Annotated in this window: 17 protein-coding genes; 8 read left to right on the top strand and 9 right to left on the bottom strand. The window is 71.5% G+C overall.

All coding sequences use genetic code 11. The features are described from left to right. Positions 1-63: 63 nt before the first annotated feature. A complete protein-coding gene (locus tag ACFZCP_RS33860) occupies positions 64-822 on the top strand; it encodes an alpha/beta fold hydrolase (protein ID WP_391435031.1) in 759 nt (252 codons plus the stop codon). 342 nt (positions 823-1,164) lie between these two features. On the opposite strand, the gene ACFZCP_RS33855 is transcribed toward ACFZCP_RS33860, so the two are convergent. After that, the gene (locus tag ACFZCP_RS33855) at positions 1,165-1,641 is read right to left on the bottom strand and encodes a hypothetical protein (protein WP_391435029.1); all 477 of its coding nucleotides are present in this window, start codon (positions 1,639-1,641) and stop codon (positions 1,165-1,167) included. On the opposite strand from ACFZCP_RS33855, the gene ACFZCP_RS33850 reads away from it, so the two are divergent. The 5 genes from ACFZCP_RS33850 (at position 1,640) to ACFZCP_RS33830 (ending at position 6,881) form a co-directional block, all read left to right on the top strand. Then, complete coding sequence (locus ACFZCP_RS33850) at positions 1,640-1,846, top strand: hypothetical protein (RefSeq protein ID WP_391435026.1); 207 nt, start codon at positions 1,640-1,642, stop codon at positions 1,844-1,846. The two genes, ACFZCP_RS33855 and ACFZCP_RS33850, sit on opposite strands and share 2 nt — an antisense overlap. Positions 1,847-1,976: 130 nt before the next feature. Beyond that, a complete protein-coding gene (locus ACFZCP_RS33845) occupies positions 1,977-2,837 on the top strand; it encodes an ArsR family transcriptional regulator (protein WP_391435023.1) in 861 nt (286 codons plus the stop codon). Between the two features lie 573 nt (positions 2,838-3,410). Continuing rightward, positions 3,411-5,063, top strand: coding sequence for a helix-turn-helix domain-containing protein (locus ACFZCP_RS33840; RefSeq protein ID WP_391435020.1), 1,653 nt, complete (start codon positions 3,411-3,413; stop codon positions 5,061-5,063). A gap of 245 nt (positions 5,064-5,308) precedes the next feature. Continuing rightward, on the top strand, positions 5,309-6,664 hold the full coding sequence (locus ACFZCP_RS33835) for a diaminopimelate decarboxylase (protein WP_391435016.1): 1,356 nt from the start codon (positions 5,309-5,311) through the stop codon (positions 6,662-6,664). A 10-nt stretch (positions 6,665-6,674) separates the two neighbouring features. Beyond that, on the top strand, positions 6,675-6,881 hold the full coding sequence (locus tag ACFZCP_RS33830) for a hypothetical protein (protein ID WP_362698695.1): 207 nt from the start codon (positions 6,675-6,677) through the stop codon (positions 6,879-6,881). 550 nt (positions 6,882-7,431) lie between these two features. Here ACFZCP_RS33830 and ACFZCP_RS33825 read toward each other — a convergent pair. Further along, entirely contained in the window at positions 7,432-7,563 is a 132-nt protein-coding gene (locus ACFZCP_RS33825; RefSeq protein ID WP_391435012.1) for a hypothetical protein, read from the bottom strand. Between the two features lie 278 nt (positions 7,564-7,841). On the opposite strand from ACFZCP_RS33825, the gene ACFZCP_RS33820 reads away from it, so the two are divergent. After that, positions 7,842-8,303: a pyridoxamine 5'-phosphate oxidase family protein gene (locus ACFZCP_RS33820; RefSeq protein ID WP_391435009.1), complete on the top strand. Its 462-nt coding sequence runs from the start codon at positions 7,842-7,844 to the stop codon at positions 8,301-8,303. A gap of 678 nt (positions 8,304-8,981) precedes the next feature. Then, positions 8,982-9,659 (top strand): phosphatase PAP2 family protein, encoded by a 678-nt coding sequence (locus tag ACFZCP_RS33815; protein WP_391435006.1) that lies wholly within the window; start codon positions 8,982-8,984, stop codon positions 9,657-9,659. 17 nt (positions 9,660-9,676) lie between these two features. Here ACFZCP_RS33815 and ACFZCP_RS33810 read toward each other — a convergent pair whose 3' ends face one another. Genes ACFZCP_RS33810 through ACFZCP_RS33780 form a run of 7 tightly spaced genes read right to left on the bottom strand, consistent with a single transcriptional unit; the run spans position 9,677 to position 17,346 of the window. Then, on the bottom strand, positions 9,677-11,011 hold the full coding sequence (locus tag ACFZCP_RS33810) for a glutamate-1-semialdehyde 2,1-aminomutase (RefSeq protein WP_391435003.1): 1,335 nt from the start codon (positions 11,009-11,011) through the stop codon (positions 9,677-9,679). 7 nt (positions 11,012-11,018) lie between these two features. Beyond that, positions 11,019-11,570 (bottom strand): dTDP-4-dehydrorhamnose 3,5-epimerase family protein, encoded by a 552-nt coding sequence (locus tag ACFZCP_RS33805; RefSeq protein WP_391435000.1) that lies wholly within the window; start codon positions 11,568-11,570, stop codon positions 11,019-11,021. Further along, positions 11,567-12,814: a polysaccharide pyruvyl transferase family protein gene (locus ACFZCP_RS33800; RefSeq protein ID WP_391434997.1), complete on the bottom strand. Its 1,248-nt coding sequence runs from the start codon at positions 12,812-12,814 to the stop codon at positions 11,567-11,569. Before ACFZCP_RS33800 ends, ACFZCP_RS33805 begins: the two co-directional genes overlap by 4 nt. Then, entirely contained in the window at positions 12,811-13,758 is a 948-nt protein-coding gene (locus ACFZCP_RS33795) for a glycosyltransferase (RefSeq protein ID WP_391434994.1), read from the bottom strand. The genes ACFZCP_RS33800 and ACFZCP_RS33795 overlap by 4 nt, the downstream gene beginning before the upstream one ends. Continuing rightward, entirely contained in the window at positions 13,755-15,044 is a 1,290-nt protein-coding gene (locus ACFZCP_RS33790) for a hypothetical protein (RefSeq protein ID WP_391434991.1), read from the bottom strand. Before ACFZCP_RS33790 ends, ACFZCP_RS33795 begins: the two co-directional genes overlap by 4 nt. Positions 15,045-15,049: 5 nt before the next feature. Further along, a complete protein-coding gene (locus ACFZCP_RS33785; protein WP_391434988.1) occupies positions 15,050-16,333 on the bottom strand; it encodes a DUF4910 domain-containing protein in 1,284 nt (427 codons plus the stop codon). Next, on the bottom strand, positions 16,321-17,346 hold the full coding sequence (locus ACFZCP_RS33780; RefSeq protein ID WP_391434985.1) for an NAD-dependent epimerase/dehydratase family protein: 1,026 nt from the start codon (positions 17,344-17,346) through the stop codon (positions 16,321-16,323). Before ACFZCP_RS33780 ends, ACFZCP_RS33785 begins: the two co-directional genes overlap by 13 nt.

Here is a 17,346-nt window from a genome sequence, read left to right as displayed (position 1 = left end):
GCCGACCCCTCTGAGGCCGACCTCATCCGCATACGAAAACGACAGCAGAACGGACGATGTGACATGACAGTTGCCGACGGCAGTGACCTCTGGCTCCGCCGGTTCCACCCCGCGCCGGACGCCCCCGCCCGGCTGGTGTGCTTCCCGCACGCCGGCGGATCCGCGAGCTTCTACTTTCCCGTCTCGGCCGCGCTCCAGAACGACAGCGAGGTGGCGATCCTCCAGTACCCCGGCCGCCAGGACCGGCGGAACGAGCCGCACGTGGACGACATCGGCGAGCTCGCCGACCGGATCGCGCCGCTGACGGAGCCGCTCTTCGACCGGCCCGTCGTGTTCTTCGGGCACAGCATGGGGGCGATCGTCGCGTTCGAGGTCGCGCGGCGGCTCCAGGGCCGTGGCCACACGCCCGCGATGCTCTTCGTCTCCGGCAGGCGCGCACCGTCGACGCACCGCGTGGAGAACGTCCACCAGCGCGACGACGACGGGCTCATGGCCGACGTGAAGGCCCTGAGCGGCACCGACACCCAGGTGCTCGGCGACGAGGAGATCCTGCGGATGGTGCTGCCCGCCATCCGCAGCGACTACCGGGCCATCGAGACCTACGGCCCCGAGGACGGCACCGTCGACTCCCCGGTCACCGCGCTGATAGGCGACGACGACCCGAAGTCGACGGTCGAGGAAGCGGACGCGTGGCGCGCCCACACGACGGCCGCGTTCCGCCTCCAGGTGTTCGGCGGCGGGCACTTCTTCATCAGCTCCCGCGCGGCGGAGGTGACCCAGGTCCTGCGCGAGGGACTGCGCGGCGCCGTCGCCGTCGGCTGAACACCGGAATGTGCTGAACACCGGAACGCACTGAACACGGGAATGAACTGAGCCCTTTCCCGGGCTGAGCACGGGAAAGGGCTCAGCCCGGGAGAGCGGGGGCCGGACGAGGAAGTCGTCCGGCTCCCGCCGAGAGCACGTCGATGCTGCCGCAGACATGCGGCACAGGAAGCGAAGAACGGAGCCGGACACGTCGACGCCGGACGGGCAGACGAGGGCGCGAAGCCTCTGGTCGACACGGTTGTCCTGGTCGAAAACCCGTCTATCAGGGGCTCCACCACGCTGTCAGGCGTCACACCACCGAACGGAACTTGGAACGGCCCTGCCCCGAGGCGACGTGTCTCACCGGTAGCCGGTCCAGTATCCCTGGGTTCCAGGGCATTGATGGTAGGTGTTCGATGCCCAGAGTGCCTGGCCTGTGGAGCTCCAGATCACGAAATTCCCGTCCGCCTGGACAATGGCCACGTTGCCGGCGTGGCCGTCGGTTCTGGACACCCATGTGGCGTGCCTGTCCACAGTTCCGTAGGTGCGCCAGAGGGAGAGGTTTCCGCTGCTCTGGAACAGAGCGTCGGACAAGCCGGGATATATGGTGTTTGTGCCGCTGGACCACACCGGCTTTGTCGAACCCTGGCCCTGGCAGTACAACACCAGGTTCCCGTCGGTCTGCATCTTCAGTACGGTGAACGGCCCCCACCACTCGTGGGTGGCATCGTAGTCGGTGTTGTCGAAGCGGATCAGCGTCTGGTGGCTGCAGCCGTCGCCGCCGGTACACACCAGCGATGCCGCATGAGCCGGTTGTGCCCCCATGCTGAAGAGCATGCTGCTGGACAGTGCGGCAGTCACCAGTGCCGCTTTGACTGTTTTCCAGACTTTCAATTTTCCTCCTGAAGTCGATGTGTATTGCATCCGAAGCCAGGTGTGCCGGGTCCAGGCCGAGACAGATGCAGCGCCAGCCGATGTCGCCAAGGGGCAGGATCGGATTCAAGACCTGTGGCGCCGCGTCTCCGCTCACGCCGCCTCGTGATCCTCCCCTTTCTCCTTGCCTGTCCTGCTTTCCGGCTCCCATCGTTCCGGTCGCGTCCGGACACGGGTAGCTTTCGTCATGCACGCGCAAAAGCCCTGATGAGGGCGTCAAGACCATGTGGGGGGCGACCTTGATACGCATTCATCTCGGGTCCGAGGGCTTAGGCAACGTCAGGATCTGTGCCCTCCCCGACTTCGACGCTGAACTGACGGCGGCCGGGGTGGCCCGTGCCCACCGCGGACGGCCCTGCGAACCGCTGGTGCAGCTCTACTCGCGCAGCACCTCGCCGGATCTCTCGGAGGGCGTCGGCCCCCTGTACCTCTCCCACTTGTTCGCGCGCCGCGGTCCCACGCCCTTCACCAAAGCCCTCGCCGAGGGAGACGACCGGGCCCACAGCGTCCTGACCAAGGCCGTCGACCACCTGCGCAGCACCGCCGTCGAGCCGCACCGCTCGGGCATTCGCTCGGCGGTCGCGGCCCGTGCGGCCGGTCTGTCCCACGTCTACGTCGGCAGCGGAGCCTCGGCGATGCTCCGTCGCCTCGGACACGACATCAGGCTCCGCCGCGGCGTCCTGGAGGTGCCGACGGTCTTCGACGCAGACCTCGAACTCGGTGAACGCTCGCTTCGGATCCAGGCAGTAGCCCTCAGCCGACGGGTGGCCCTGGCCGAGCCCGCCGGCGATCACCTGACCGTGCGGATCCCCGCCGGAGCCGCTCCACGAGCCGAGCCGGACCAACTGCAGGCGCTTCGGTCCCTGTTGGGTGCCGGCAGAGCGGAAACACTGGAGGCGATCGTCATGTCCGGAGGAGTCACCGGACGGCAATTGGCCGCACTCGTCGGCGTGTCGAACACCGCGGCAAGTCGGTACGCCGCAGCGCTACGGCGCGCTGGTCTGATTCGGAGCCTGCGCACGGGGCAGGCCGTCAAGCACGTCGCAACGCCCCTGGGCTATCACCTGGCACAGCCGGAGGCGACGAGCTGGTGCCCGTAGCGACCGGGGCGATGCCGTGCGGCGGGCGGAGGGTGTCATCGACGCCCCCGTCGACGGCAGGAGTTGGTGGAGGCCGGGTGCGGGAAGGGGCGAAGCTCCCGGCAGCGGGGGTTTCGACCCGATGCTGCTGCCCATCGATCGCCTCGTCGCCGACCGGTCCTACTACTCCGGCAAGCATTACCGGCACGGATGAATGTGCAGCAGGTCGCCCGCCTTGTCGAAGTGGTCAAGCCTGCGGCTGCTGGTGCAAGACGGCCCGGCTGATGGACACCGTCGGCGACAGGGGGCGTGCACGCGAGATCCCGGCCACCAGGACGGCCACATCGCGTGCGGGGTGAGCCGGGATTTCCACTCGCCGGGTTGTACGTCTGGGCGCGCGCTCTGATGATCGGGCGAGGTGCACCAGGTCGTCGGCGCGACGGGGCCTGAAGAGACACCGGTAGCCGACACCGGCACGCCTCAATTCCGGTACTGGCGGGTGCTGTTGAGGGCATGCTTGGTCTGTGGTGTCGTATCTCTCGACAGTTCGAGCGCCGGATGCTGTGCGCGGACGCGCGCGGGGGAGGGGGGACCATGCCGGAACTGCGGGCGCCCTCGGGGTGGAGCGCTGCCGCCGAGTCCCGGGTGAGCCTGGAGCAGTTGCTGTCGGTCGTCGGCTCGGGCGCCCTGGAACTGGACACGGCACCCGGCGGCCTCGCGGCGGCCGTCACCGGCGTAGCCGTACTGGACGTGCGGGATCCCGGTGTCCGGCCGCGTGAACTGCTGCTCGCCGTCGGTGTGGACGCGCATGCGGCCCAGGCGGTGGACGTGCTGCGCCGGGCCGGTGAGGCGGGCGCCGTGGGCGTGGTGTTCGGGCCGGAGCAGCTCGGCGGGGCCGCCGGGGCGCTGCGTTCGGCCGCCGGGGAGACCGGTACGGCGGTGTTGTTCCGCACCCCCTGGTGTTCCTGGGCCCAGCTGGTCGGCGTGCTGCGGGCTGGGCTCGCCTCGGCCGGGGCGCCCCCGCTGCCCGCTGCCCCACACCTCGCCCCCGGCGACCTCAACGGCCTGGCCGACGCGGTGGGTGCCCTGGTCGGCGGCGCGGTGACCGTCGAGGACACGGACTCCCGCGTGTTGGCGTACTCCTCGACCGAGGAGGACGTGGACGACATCCGCCGGCTGACCATCCTGGGTCGTCGCGTGCCGGCCTGGCGCGTCGCGTCGATGCGGGACGCGGGATTCTTCGCTGCCCTGTGGGCAACGGACGATGTCCTGCACCGGCGGGCCCATGGCGACGACCCCGAGCGCCTGGTGTGCGCCGTGCGGGCGGGTGGAGAGATCCTGGGCTCGCTGTGGGTGTGCGCGGTCACGGGCAGGCCGCTGGCCCCGGACGCGGCCGAGGTGCTGCGCGCGGCCGCCCGGACCGCCGCTGCGCACCTGCTCCACCATCGCACCCGCGGTGCGGACAGCCGCCTGGTGGAGGACGCGGCGCGCGCTCTGCTGGAGGGACGCGGATCACCCGACGCACTGGCGGAGCGGGCGGCGCTGACGGTCCAGGCCCCCTGTGCCGTGCTGGCAGTGGCCGCCGCGTCCGTGGCAGCGGACGGTGACCCGTCCCGGTGGCACGCGCTGCTCGGGCTGCACTGCGCCGCGTTGGGTCATCGTGCCGTGGTGGTTCCGGCGGGCGGCAGGCTGCTGGTGCTGGTCGGCTCGCTCGACCCCGACCCTGAGCGGGCCGACGGCGAGGTGAAGCGGTTGGGCGAGTCGCTGGTCGCGCGGGCCTCGGCGGCCACCGGTACGCAGTTGCGCGTGGGGCTCGGCGAGGTGGTGCCGGGGCTGATGGGGGCGGCCGAGTCCCGCCGGTCGGCCGAGCTGGCACTGAAGGGCTTGACGTACGCCGGTGGGCCGCGCGCCGTGGGCCGGACTGCGGACGTCGCGGACACGGTCGGTGTCCTGCAGGTCGTGGAGGCACTGCGGGACGTGACCCTGGCGCGGGGGACGTCGGTGGCGCGACTGGTCGCGCACGACGCCGAGAACGGCGGGCGGCTGGTCGAGACGCTGCGCGCGTACCTGGACCACTTCGGTGACGTGCCCTCCGCCTCGCGTGCGCTCGCGGTGCACCCCAACAGCCTGCGCTACCGGCTGCGCCGGATTACCGAGGTCTGCGGGCTGGACCTGGGCAGCGCGGACGCGCGTCTGCTGGCTCAACTGGAGTTACGGCTGCGGGAGCACGGTACCGGCACGAAGTGAGGTCGGCGCCCCGGTGCACGTGCACCACGGCGGGCACCGCTTTCGTGTGCGCGCACCATCATCGGGCACCGCTTTCGTGAGCGCGCACAACGGCGCGGCCCGGGATGTGCGAGCGCCCGGTCCGGTCGCAGCGCCGGCGGCCCTGTTCCTGCCGATGCGACGAAGACACGGCCGGTGCGCGACGGGCAGCCTGGACATCGGCCGGGCTTGGCCCGGACTGCGCAACCGACTCCGGAAGGCTCATCATGACCGCTGTGTCCACCGCCGCTGCACGGCGCGAACGCATCCTCCAGCAGGCCGTGAGGCAGGGGCTGCTGGACCCCGAGGCGTCCCTGCTCGCCGCGTTCGTCGATCTCGACGGCATCGCCGCGACCGTTTCGGACCTGTACGACGCCTTCTCCGACTCGCCCGGCGCCCTGCACGCCTTCGCCGCGAAGGCCAACTCCCTGGTGCCGGTGCTGAGCGAGCTGAACGGTCTCGGTATGGGCTGCGAGGTCGCCACGGCCGGCGAGCTGGCCCGGGCGCTGGCGGCCGGGTTCCCGCCCGACCGAATCGTGTTCGACTCGCCTGCCAAGACGCGTGAGGAGATTCGGCGGGCGCTGGCGCTGGGAGTGGCCGTCAACGTCGACAGCTTCCAGGAGCTGGAGCGGATCGCCCAGATCCTCCAAAGCCGCCCTTCCCGCTCGCGGATCGGGGTGCGGGTGAACCCGCAGGTGGGTGGCGGCAGCATCGCCGCGATGAGCACGGCCACGAGCACCTCCAAGTTCGGTGTGCCACTGGGGGACCCGGGCAGCCGCGAGCGGCTGATGCGGGCGTTCGGCGAGTTCCCCTGGCTGACCTGGGTGCACGCGCACACCGGATCGCAGGGCTGCCCGCTCCCTTTGATCGCGGAGGGGGTGGCGCAGGCGGTCGGGTTCGCCGAGCAGGTGGACGCGGCGTACGGCCCGGGCCGGGTCGTCGGCATCGACATCGGCGGCGGGCTCCCGGTGAACTTCGCCGGTGACGAGGTCACGCCGTCCTTCACCGCGTATGTCGGGCATCTGAAGAAGTCCGCGCCGCAGCTGTTCGCGGACCGCCGCTACCGGATCGTCACCGAGTTCGGCCGGTCCGTGCTGGCGAAGAACGGGTTCATGGCCGCGTACGTCGAGTACACCAAGATCTGCGGGGACCGGCCGATCGCCCTTACCCACGCCGGTGTCCAGGTCGCAACCCGGACCGTGTTCGCGCCGGACACCTGGCCGCTGCGGATCGAGGCGCACGACGCGTCCGGCACAGCCAAGCCGGGGCCGCTCGTGCGCCAGGATGTCGCGGGTCCCGCCTGCTTCGCCGGGGACCTGCTGGCCGGCGACCGTGCGCTGCCGCTGCTCCAGCCCGGCGACCTCGTCGTCGTACCGGACACTGGCGCCTACTACTTCTCGACGCCGTTCCACTACAACAGCCTTCCCGAACCTGCGGTGCACGGCTTCCGGGTGGACGCGGACGGCCGGATCCGGTTCACGCTCCTGCGTCCCGCGCAGGACCCGTGGCACGTGTCCGGGTACGACGGCGTGGCCGTGGCGGACCTCGAATGGGCGGCCGTGCCGGCCGGCGAGTCCCGGTGAGGGGCACGCGGTGAGCCGGAACGAACGTGAGCGGCCCGAGAGGGACGGGCCGCTCCTGACCCAGCGTGCCGCGATCGTGTTCCTGTTGTCCGCGCTGGCCGGTGTCGGCGCCACCGTGCTGGCGGCCCTGGGCGGCGACGCGTGGCCGGTCGCAGTGAGCGTCGGCTGCGGCACTGCGGCCACGGCCGTGCTGTTCTTCAGGGAGATCATCGGTTGAGGAGCCGGGCGCTGAGCAGGGGGCGTGACTGCCAGACGTTCACCACGGAGGAAAGCCGCAAGCTCGCAGCCGAGCACCTGGAGGACATGCCAGACCTCGTCGCCCAGTGAGAACATGCCGCCGCGACCCTGAGACCTGCCCTTCCTGACGAAGGGCAAGTCTTGGCCCGCCTGCGGGAAGTCGCGCTCGGTGTCGGAAAAGAATGCGTCCTCGTCCTCACCCCGGAAGAAGAGCCCTACGCTCCTCTCTTCGAGGGCTGAGACGCGTCATGTTGCCAGACGGCGGGAGCCGTCCAGGCTTGAGGATCACCCCGCAGCCAGGTGGCGCCCAGGTGGCAGGAGTTCGAAAGTTTGTTGAGGACCACGGACGCGGCAACGGCTTCCCCGGCAACAGCCGTGTGCTGTGCTCGTGCTGCGGCGAACGCTGTGTCGGCCAGCGACTGAGCACCCCGCGCCCTGCGGTTCTTCAGCCAGGCCGTCAGCCGGTGGAACCCACGCGGCGCAGAGCTGACGGCGTTTGACAGGCTGGTCAGCAGCACGAGCGCAGATCGTCAGGCGGCGTAGTCGAAGGCCCGTTCCAGCGCGGGGAAGTTCTCCAGCAGCTGTGCTCGCAGGCGCTTGACGGCGCGGGTGCGATCTGCGGCGAGGTCGTAGGGGCGGGCTGTGAGGATCCTGAGGTCCACTGCAGTCTCGTAGAGGGTGCAGGTCTCGACGCATCCGCGCCTGATCGGCGATGAGTAGGCACGGCCTGAGTGTTTTCAGCCATACCCAGGCCCCCGAGTCTGCCGCTCGTACGAAGGACCGGCACCGACCCGCTGACAGAGTAAGGAGCACTTCCACTGGCCACTCCGAGCGTCGAAGTCGGTCTCCCCGGGCCAAAAGCTGAGGGGCTCATCGGGCGTTGGGAGTAGGTCCTGCGCCTCAGGCGCGCTTCGCTCCTGCCTGGCTAGGGTCGGTCCTCATGGAGACCACGGGATTCGTTCGTCGCCGGACGGCGGAGCGTAGGCGCGACGCTCTGGAGCGGCTCGTTGCCGAGCGGGATGTATGGGTGTCGACGGCTCACCCCGATCACGGGCCGCACCAGGTGCCGCTGTGGTTCTTGTGGGATGGGCGAGCAGTGTGGATGTGCACCGGCGCCACTTCCGTGACTGCGCGCAACGTCCGCAAAGAGCCGCGCGTACGCCTGGCGCTGCCGGACACCTTCGACGTGGTGCTCCTCCAGGGGGAGGCGGAGTGCTTCCCGGATCAGGAGGTGCCCGCAGACGCAGCGAAGGCGTTCGCCGACAAGTTCGGGTGGGATCCGCGCGGGGAAGAGGGTTCCTTTCTGTATGTACGCGTGGTTCCGAGGACGGTGCGCGCTTGGCGCGGCGAGCCGGAACTGCGCGGGAGAGTCATCATGCGCGACGGCATGTGGCTGGAATGACGGCCGTATCTCGCCGATGCGCCTCTCTCGGATCACGATCTGCAGCCGAAGTACTAGGGTGGCAAGGGGAGACTGATTCCGATGCCCTTGGCCAGGGTGACGGACAGGCCGGCGAGTTCGGGGCCGCACAGGCTGCAGGCTCCCGTGTGGGCCAAGTCGGACACGATGGGGGTCTCGTTGGCGGGGAGTCGGCACCAGCAGAAGCCGAAGGACATGTCGACCGGCGCCAGTGGCGTTGGTCCGCTCGGCGGGAGCGGGTCTGGAAGTCGGCCCGGCCCCGTTCGCGCTTGACGTGTGTGCAGGCCTGTCGGTCCAGCCATGCGCAGCCCGTTCATCTTGGGCTGTAGTGGCAGCCGGCGACCGGAGCCCGGAACGCGATGCGTGCGGCGCGGGCCCGGACCACCAGGTGGGTGGCCCGTCGGCCCTTGGTGCCAAACACCGGATCGGCGGGCCCTTGGGACAGGGGAGGAGCCGACTGGTGGGGCCCGGTGCGCGGCGGGTGGTGCACGCGCTCATTGAAGAGGTCCTGGAGCAGGGGAAACAGGCAGCCGCTGATGCAGGGCTGCCCACCGGTCGGATGAAGGGCCGCACTCTCACCGTGTCTCAAGAAGTCAGGATCCGGAACACCAACCACCGATCACGGCAGAGCACCGCAGGTCGACCGGACGCGGTGGGCCTGTGACCGGCCGCTCGGCGCCCGCGGTGCTGCCCGCGTCGCTGCGCAGGCGGCTCGGGCTGCTCGCGGCCCTCGCCGCGCTGGTGGTCGTCCTGCTCGGGGTCCTGTACGCCGACGACAGCAGGCCCGGCAGGGTGGACGCGCGAATCGGGGCGGTGGTGGACGGTGTGGGGCCGCCGTGGCGGCACGTCGCTCTGGCCTTGGACTTCTTGGGGGAGCCCGGGGGATCGGTGCCGCTGGTCGTGGCCGTCGTGGGCTGTCTGCTGCTACGGCGTCCTCGTGCCGCGGCGCTCGTCGTTGCCGGCGTCGGCATGAGCGTAGGGACGGCGACGCTGCTCAAGTCCCTGGTGGGACGCACCATCCACGACGGGAACCTGTCCTACCCGAGCGGGCACACCGCCTTCCTCACCGCGCTCGCCCTCGTGGTGGCGCTGCCTGCGACCGGCCGGCTCGGCCTCGGCAGCACGGCCGGCATGTCACTCGTGCTTGCCGTGGCGCTGTTCGCCGGCGCCGCCATGGGCTGGGCACAGGTCGCCCTCGGTGCGCACTACCCCACCGACGTCCTCGGCGGCTGCTGCACCGCGCTGGCGGTGGTACCGGCGACCGCGTGGCTGGTCGACCGGACGGCTGACCGGCTGGTGGAGCGGAAGGCCGGCGCCGGTCGGCGGGAATGTCGCTGACGTCACGTCATGTCAGTTCACGCCAAGCGGCGGAATACGGGTTTCACCGGCCGTCCGCCCAGCCAGGGGGCGGGGTCGGCGGCGTCCAGTGCCTTCCGGTACACCGCACATGCCTGGGCCACCACGTCGACGGTGTGATCGATGTCCGCGTCGTCGAGCGCGCTGCTCACCACGAACGAGGGGGCCAGCACGCCGCCCGCCAGGAGCCGGCGCAGGAACAGGGTGCGGTACTGCTGCGACGGCTGCCGGTTCTCGTCGAGGGTGGCGAAGACCAGGTTGCTGGCCCGGCCCCGGACGACGACGTGGTCGCCGACGCCCATGCTGGCCGCGGCCTCGCGGACACCGGCGGCCAGGCGCTCGCCGAGGGTGTGCAGCCGCGCGGTGACGCCCTCCTCGACGTAGGTGGTCTGCACGGCCATCGCGGCCGCCAGGGAGTGCGTTTCGGCACCGTGCGTGGTGGACAGCAGGAACACCCGGTCGCCGGAGTGACGCAGCCCGCCCAGCTCCATCAGATCGCGGCGCCCGGCCAGCGCGGACACGGCGCATCCGTTGCCCAGCGCCTTGCCGAACGTGGAGAGGTCGGGGACGACGCCGTACAGGCCCTGGGCGCCCGCCTCGGACCAGCGGAAGCCGGTGATCATCTCGTCGAAGATCAGTACGCAGCCGTGCCGGTCGGCCAGCTCGCGCAGGCCGGCGAGGTACCCGGGCGGGGGCTCGGTGTGGGTGGCGGGTTCCAGGATCAGGCAGGCGACCTCGTCCTGGTACCGGCTGAGCAGCTCCTCCGTGGCGGCCAGGTCGCCGTAGGGGAACGCCACGGTGAGCTCGTTGGTCGCCGCCGGAACACCGGCGGACATCGGTGTGGTGCCGATGAACCAGTCGTCGACGGAGAAGAACGGATGGTCGGCGCAGACGGCCACCCGCGGGCGCCCGGTGGCGGCGCGGGCGAGGCGCACCGCGGCGGTGGTGGCGTCGGAGCCGTTCTTCGCGAACTTCACCATCTCGGCGGTCGGCACCGTGGCGAGGAAGCGTTCGGCCGCTTCGACCTCCACCATGGACGGCCGGACGAAGTTGCTGCCGCGGTCGAGTTCGCGGCGCACCGCCTCGATCACGCGTGGGTGGGCGTGGCCGAGGCTGACCGACCGCAGGCCGGAGCCGTACTCGACGTAGCGGTTGCCGTCGATGTCCCAGACGTGGGCACCGCGGCCGTGGCTGATGACGGGCGCCAGGTCGCCGGGGTACTGGTCGTCGCCCTTGGCGTAGGTGTGCGCGCCCCCGGGGATCATGGCGTGCAGCCGTTCGTTCGCCTGCCGCGACCGGGGCAGGAGGAGCTCTCCGGTGTCTTCGGTGTCCACGCCGACCTCAACTCTCGTGTTGCTTCAGGACCTCGGCGAGGCTCGGGGCCTCCCGGTCCCGCTGGGACATCGATGTGACCGGCAGCGGCCAGGGAATGGCGAGCTCCGGGTCGTCGAAGGCGATCGTCACGTCCTCGGCCGGATCGTGCGGGCGGTCGATCCGGTACGAGGTGTCGGCGGTTTCGGTCAGGGCCTGGAAGCCGTGCGCACATCCCGCCGGGACGTACACGGTCACCTGCGTCTCGCCGGACAGCTCGAAGAAGGCTTGGCCCAGGTAGGTCGGCGAGTCCGGCCGCAGGTCCACGACGACGTCGAAGATCCTCCCGTACGAGCACCGCACCAGCTTGGCCTCGCCGGCGCCGGAGCGCAGGTGCAGGCCGCGGAGCACGCCCCGGACCGAGCGGGACAGGCTGTCCTGGACGAAGGCGTCCGGGTCGAGGCCCACCGAGCGGACCACGTCGGCGTCGAAGGTGCGGCAGAAGAAGCCGCGCTCGTCGGCGTACGGCGTCGGCTCGAAGAGGTACGCGCCGGTGATCTCGGGAACTTCGGTCGCCTTCATGGAGCCTTCCGCGAGGTGTGGGTGTGGGCATGGCCGGTCGCCGGGAACAGGGCCGCGGTCAACGCGTTGAACTGGTGCTCCAGGCGCCGGGCGGCGGCCAGGTTCCGCTCGGTGAGGATCTGCCGCAGCTCGGCCGATCGCTTCTCCAGCGCCCGGAACTGTTCGAGCAGCCGGTCGGCGTCGACCTCGCGCGCCGGGTGGCAGTACGCGCCGAGGCCCATCTCCGCCATGAGCGCGTCGCTCTTCGCCGCGTAGCAGAGAGCGAGCACCGGCGTACCGGTCTTCAGCGCGCAGATCAGGTTGTGGTAGCGGATCGCCACCACGGTCTCGGCAGCCGCCATCTCCTTCATCAGGTCGGCCAGTGAGGACGGCTCGGCAGCGGTGACCAGCGGCGAGTCCACCGCGTCGAGGATCGCGGCGACCACCGACGCGTCGCACTCGTCACCGGTGAGCAGCCGGACCGCCCTGCCCTCTTCGACCAGCGCGCGGACGAACCGGACCGTCCCGTCGAGGTAGCGCCGGTATATCTCATCGGCCCGGGCTCGGTCGTCGTTGCCGCCGTGGAAGTCCATGACACCGACGCAGACCGGGCCCGGCGGGGCCGACGGGTCCCAGGGCGCGCTCGTCCGCGGCGTCGGCAGGACGAACGCGAGGTCCGGGTAGACCTCGTCGCGCGCCGTGTCCACGCCCATCGCCCGCATCGCGTCGCGGGACTGCGCGTCCCGGTACGACCGGTACGCGGCCAGCCGCGCCGACCAGCGCACCAGGGCCCGGGTCGGCCGGTTGCCGATCGCCGCCGCGCCGACGCTGACCAGCGCGACCCGGGTGCGCAGCAGCCGCCCGCTCGCGCAGAGCAGGAACAGCGCGTAAGGGAAGCCCCACGGCCGCAGCGGCAGCGTGGCCTCCAGGACGCCCATGCCCGGGACGATCACCACGTCGTGCCGGCGCACCCAGGCGGCGGTGCGGAAGACGTCGACGACTTTGCCCAGCCCCTTCGCCGCGATCGCGCCCGCACGCGATGCGGTCCGGTACTCCCCGCGGTACCAGTGCAGCCGCGTCGCGGGAATCCCGAACCGGGTCGTCACGGCCTCGGGTCCGCCGCACAGCGCGTCCACGACCGCCTCCGGGTGTTCGGCGCGGAGGTACCCGAGCAGGGCTTCGAGCGACCCGTCGTTGCCGAGGTTGCCGGAGCCGAGCAGGCCGAACACCCCGACGCGCACCGGAGTTTCGTCCGCGGCCGTCATGCCTGCCTCCCCTCTCGGCCGGCGACGAGGGCGTCGACGCTGACGGTGAGCCGGCCCGGGTCGACCGGGGCGCGGTCCTCGACCCGCTCGCCGGCGCCCGGCCGGACCCGGCTGGTCATCCACGCGGCCAGGTGGCGGTAGCACGCGCGCCGGTCGGCCGCGGACAGCGGCGCCCGCCGGATCGCCGAGGCGAAGCCCCAGACGTACTCGGCGAGCAGCCGGGGCGTCGGGTGCAGCGGGCCCGCCCGGCGTGGGTCCAGGTTGACGCACCGGGAGCGCTTGGAAGGGTTCGCCCGCTCGGCGCGGGTGGGGTGGTCGCGGCGGAAGTACAGCAGCTCCGGAACCTGGTGGAAGGGCCCGTGCAGGGTGATCTCGGCGACGAACGTGCGGTCCGCGTGGTGGTAGCTGTCGAGCGGCTTCACCCGGCGCAGCATGTCGGCCCGCATCACCCCGTAGAAGTCGTCGCCACCCGGTTCGAACAGCAGACTGCGAAAGCGCTCCGGCGCGTGCGGCGAGTCGGTGGCGAGCCCGTACTCGTAGGGGACCTTCAGCCTGGCGTCGCCGTCGATGACCGCCTGGCCGGTGTGCGCGAGGATCACGTCCGGACGCTCGTCCAGCGCCTGGACGCAGCGCCGCAGCAGGTCCCGGGCGTACAGGTCGTCGTGCGAGGCCCACTTGAACAGCTCGCCGCGGGACTCGGCGAACACATGGTTGTGGTTCGGCGTGGCGCCGATGTTCCGGGGCAGCCGGAGGTACCGGATGCGCGAGTCCTTCGCGGCGTACCGGCGGCAGATGTCCTCGGTCCCGTCGGTCGAGGCGTTGTCGGAGACGACCAGCTCGAAGTCCTCGTAGGTCTGGCCGAGCAGGGCGTCGAGCGACTCGGCCAGGTACTCCTCGCCGTTGTACACGGGCAGGCCGATGCTCAGCCTGGGGCGGGCGGTCATGAGGTCCTCACTTCGGGGATGCGGTTGTGGTGGTGCTCGCGCAGGGCGGACCGCAGCTGCAGCCACCACACGGCCGAGCCGCTGATGGTCGCGGCGGCGACGCCCCAGGCCGAGCCGGCCGTGCCGACGGCAGCCGCCCCGCCGAGCCCGCCGCCGACATAGCAGGCGGAGGCGAACAGCTGGCAGCGCAGGCTGCGCCGGGCCGCGCCGAGCGCGCGCAGTCCGGCCGCCGCGCCGGTGCCGAGGCCGGCTCCCGCGACACTGAGGGTGATCTGCACGATGAGCTGTGAGGAGGAGTGCCAGACGCCGCCGAGCACCAGTGCGCCGAGCCGGCCCGGGATCAGCAGCAGCGCCGAGCCCCAGAGCAGCGCTCCGGCGGCCTGTCCTGCGCCGAGGAGGAGGCAGAACCTGCCCAGTTGGTGCGGGGCCCGACGCAGCACCCGTGCCGCCTCCGGGACGGTGACCAGCGAAAGCCCCATCAGCACGGCGAGGAACGGACCCATCAGGAGCTCGGCGCCCCGCACCGCGCCCACCGCGCTCACCCCGACGATCGCGCCGAGCCCGTACGCCCGTAGCTGGCTCGCGCCACTGAGGCTGACGTTCTCGACCAGGTACCGGTAGCCGAGATCGCGCTGCTCGCGAAGCCACCCGCGCGCCTCGGTCATCCGGGGCCGGATGCCGGACTGGACGTAGCCGAAGCCCGCCGCCAGCGTGGCGGACGCGCCCCAGGCGAGCACGAAAGCAGCCACGCTGCCCGCACGGGCCGCCACCACCATGGCCGGGGCGAGCGCGACCCCCCACACGACGTCGTTGACGAACGCCTTCCGCCCGGTGCCGGCGGCGAAGAACGAGAACCGCCAGGCGTCCTGGAGCAGCAGCCCCGGCAGCATGACGCCGAGGGCGGCGAACGCGGGCCCCACCCGGCCGCCGAGGCCGAGTCCGGCCAGCAGACAGACCACGCCGATGATGGTGCCGACGCCGAGGGCCGTCCCTGTCGACCGGGCCACCGCCCCGCGCCAGGACGTGTCCGGCACACCGCTGAAGCGCACCACGAGCGGATCGGTGGCCAGGCCGCGGGAGACGTTGAGCACCACGCCGTACGTCACCCAGGCGAGGCTGAACACGCCGAACGCGGTCACCCCCAGCGAGCGGGCCACGTAGATGCCCACCACGAAGTTGCTGATGCTGGATGCCGCCTGGTCGGCCAGTCCCCAGGACAGCCGGCCGACGAGTGCCCGCCTGGCGGATCCGGCCGGTGCCGTCGTCTTCTCCTCCTGGGCGGTCATCGGCGTCACGCCTTGATCAGCTCGGCGCCGTGCAGGGCGCCGGCCGCGGCGGCGACGGTGTCGAACGGCAGCCCGGACCGCTCGGCGACGTCCAGCAGGGTGTGCTCGCCGTCGGAGAGGCTGAGTACCCAGAGCATGGCCATCTGCGCCTGCTTCGCGTCGCTGCGGCCACCGAGCGAGTCGTACAGCCCGCGCCGGCCCAACTGCGGCTCGCCGTAGGGGCTGAGGTTGACGTACCGCCGGTTGCGGTCCAGGACGGCGAACGCCTCGCGGCACAGGGCGAGCGTGTCCGCCATCGCCTCCGCAGAGACGAAGTCCAGGTTGTCCGCCGAGGTGTGGTACTCGGGGTAGCCGGCGTACGGGGTCCGGCTGAGCGAGCCCACGCCGAGATCGAACCCGGGCGAGCAGAACTGCCGCTCGTCGTAGCCGTACGGGGTGAACTCGTCGACCTGGTACGGGCGTTCGGAGGCGGCCAGCACGTGCCGCATCACCCGGTCGATCTCCGCGTCGCCGCGCCTGCTCCGCTTGTACGTCAGCCGGCCAGGGTCGCCTGCGCAGGCCAGCACCAGGCCGTGCTTGACCCGTTCCACCCGCTCCGCGTTGCGGGCCAGCCAGGTGATCGCCCCGATGGTGCCGGGCGCGAACAGGAACCGGTAGGTGTAGTAGGGCGTCCGCTCCGCCAGCGCCCGCGCCAGGAACGTCGCCACCGCGATGCCGGCCAGGTTGTCGTTGGCCAGCGACGGGTGGCAGACGTGGCAGGAGACGATCACCTCGTCGGCGACCTGTCCGGGGACCACGTGCTCGGCGTAGGTGAGGTGGCCGTCGGCGAGCGTGGAGTCGATGCGTACCTCGTACGCGCCGTCCGGCATCGCGTCCAGGGTCTCCTGGGCCAGGCAGAACCCCCACTCCGGCTTGTAGTAGCTGGTGCGGTACGGCACCCAGGACGGGTGGTCCGGCAGGGTGTGCAGGTGTCCGCGCAGCTCGGCCAGCGGCATGGTCGCCGACACCGGCACGCTGTAGCCGAGCACGTGCAGACTGGACTCGGCGAAGTCGACGACCCGCCTGCCCGCGGAGTCGGCGATGTACGCGTCCCGGATGTTCCACTCCTGCGGCACCGTCCAGTCGAGCACCTGAGTCCCGGTCGGCACCTCGTGCACCTGCAAGGGGACGTACTCGCCGACGATGTCCAGGGTGGCGCGCACACCGTCGCCGGTGATGCTCCGGCACAGCGGGTACAACCGCTCCACCAGCGCGTACATCTCCTCGCCGGCCGCGGTCACCGGCGCCACCGCAGGGTGTCGTCGACGGCGCCGGCGTCGGACGCCGCGCGCAGCACGGCCAGCCTGGTGAAGCGTCGCTCGAAGTCCTCCCGGGTCAGCCCGTGCTTCCGGTAGGCGTCGGCGAGTTCGAGCGCGCCCCGCTTCACCGTCCACTCGCAGTCGAAGCCGGGGATCGCCGCGCGGAACCGGGAGAAGTCCACCCGGTAGGACCGCGGATCGGCACCGTTCTCCCCGGTGATCTTCACCTGCGCGCCGGACACCGCCTCGGCGACCTGCTCGGCGATCTCGGCGACCGTGACGTTGTTGGTCTCGGTGCCGATGTTGAACGCCCGGTCGTGCACCGCTTCCCGCGGCGCCACCAGTGCGGCCGCGAAGGCCCGCGCGATGTCGGCGGCGTGCACCAGCGGACGCCAGGGGGTGCCGTCGGAGAGGACAAGGACCTCGCCGGACAGAAGGGCGTGCCCCACCAGGTTGTTCAGCACGATGTCCGCGCGCAGCCGGGGCGAGTGGCCGAAGGCGGTGGCGTTGCGCATGAACACCGGGCTGAAGTCGCCGTCGGACAGGGCGTGCAGGTCGTCCTCCACCCGCACCTTGGACTCCGCGTACGGTGTCACCGGTCGCAGCGGGGCGTCCTCGGCCACCAGGTCGTCGCCGCCGGCGGCGCCGTAGACCGAGCAGGTCGACGCGTACAGGAAGCGCCGCACTCCGGCGTCGCGGGCCAGCCGGGCCAGCCGCACGGACGCGTGGTGGTTGATGTCGTAGGTGAGTTCCGGCGCGAGCGATCCCAGCGGGTCGTTGGACAGCGCGGCCAGGTGGATCACGGCGTCGACTCCGGCCACGTGCTCGGCCGTGACGTCGCGCAGGTCCACCCGGTGCCCCGGCGGGTCCGCGGGCGTCGGGCCCAGCACACAGTCGGCGAACAGTCCGGCGTCCAGGCCGACGACGTCGTGCCCGGCGGCCGCGAGGACGGGGGCCATCACGGTGCCCAGGTAGCCCTGGTGTCCGGTGAGCAGTACGCGCAA

Source organism: Streptomyces sp. NPDC007971, assembly GCF_042958635.1.
Taxonomy (GTDB): domain Bacteria; phylum Actinomycetota; class Actinomycetes; order Streptomycetales; family Streptomycetaceae; genus Streptomyces.
The sequence above is the reverse complement of the archived record's forward strand: the minus strand, read 5'-3'. Positions and strand labels throughout refer to the sequence as shown.

Bases quoted from the DNA above. Each gene is read 5' to 3' on its own strand.
- ACFZCP_RS33850 (WP_391435026.1), top strand. From the start codon at position 1,640: ATGCTGCTGGACAGTGCGGCAGTCACCAGTGCCGCTTTGACTGTTTTC.
- ACFZCP_RS33835 (WP_391435016.1), top strand. From the start codon at position 5,309: ATGACCGCTGTGTCCACCGCCGCTGCACGGCGCGAACGCATCCTCCAG.
- ACFZCP_RS33800 (WP_391434997.1), bottom strand. From the start codon at position 12,814: ATGACGGCCGCGGACGAAACTCCGGTGCGCGTCGGGGTGTTCGGCCTG.
- ACFZCP_RS33820 (WP_391435009.1), top strand. From the start codon at position 7,842: ATGGAGACCACGGGATTCGTTCGTCGCCGGACGGCGGAGCGTAGGCGC.
- ACFZCP_RS33805 (WP_391435000.1), bottom strand. From the start codon at position 11,570: ATGAAGGCGACCGAAGTTCCCGAGATCACCGGCGCGTACCTCTTCGAG.
- ACFZCP_RS33795 (WP_391434994.1), bottom strand. From the start codon at position 13,758: ATGACCGCCCGCCCCAGGCTGAGCATCGGCCTGCCCGTGTACAACGGC.
- ACFZCP_RS33860 (WP_391435031.1), top strand. From the start codon at position 64: ATGACAGTTGCCGACGGCAGTGACCTCTGGCTCCGCCGGTTCCACCCC.
- ACFZCP_RS33790 (WP_391434991.1), bottom strand. From the start codon at position 15,044: ATGACCGCCCAGGAGGAGAAGACGACGGCACCGGCCGGATCCGCCAGG.
- ACFZCP_RS33840 (WP_391435020.1), top strand. From the start codon at position 3,411: ATGCCGGAACTGCGGGCGCCCTCGGGGTGGAGCGCTGCCGCCGAGTCC.
- ACFZCP_RS33855 (WP_391435029.1), bottom strand. From the start codon at position 1,641: ATGCTCTTCAGCATGGGGGCACAACCGGCTCATGCGGCATCGCTGGTG.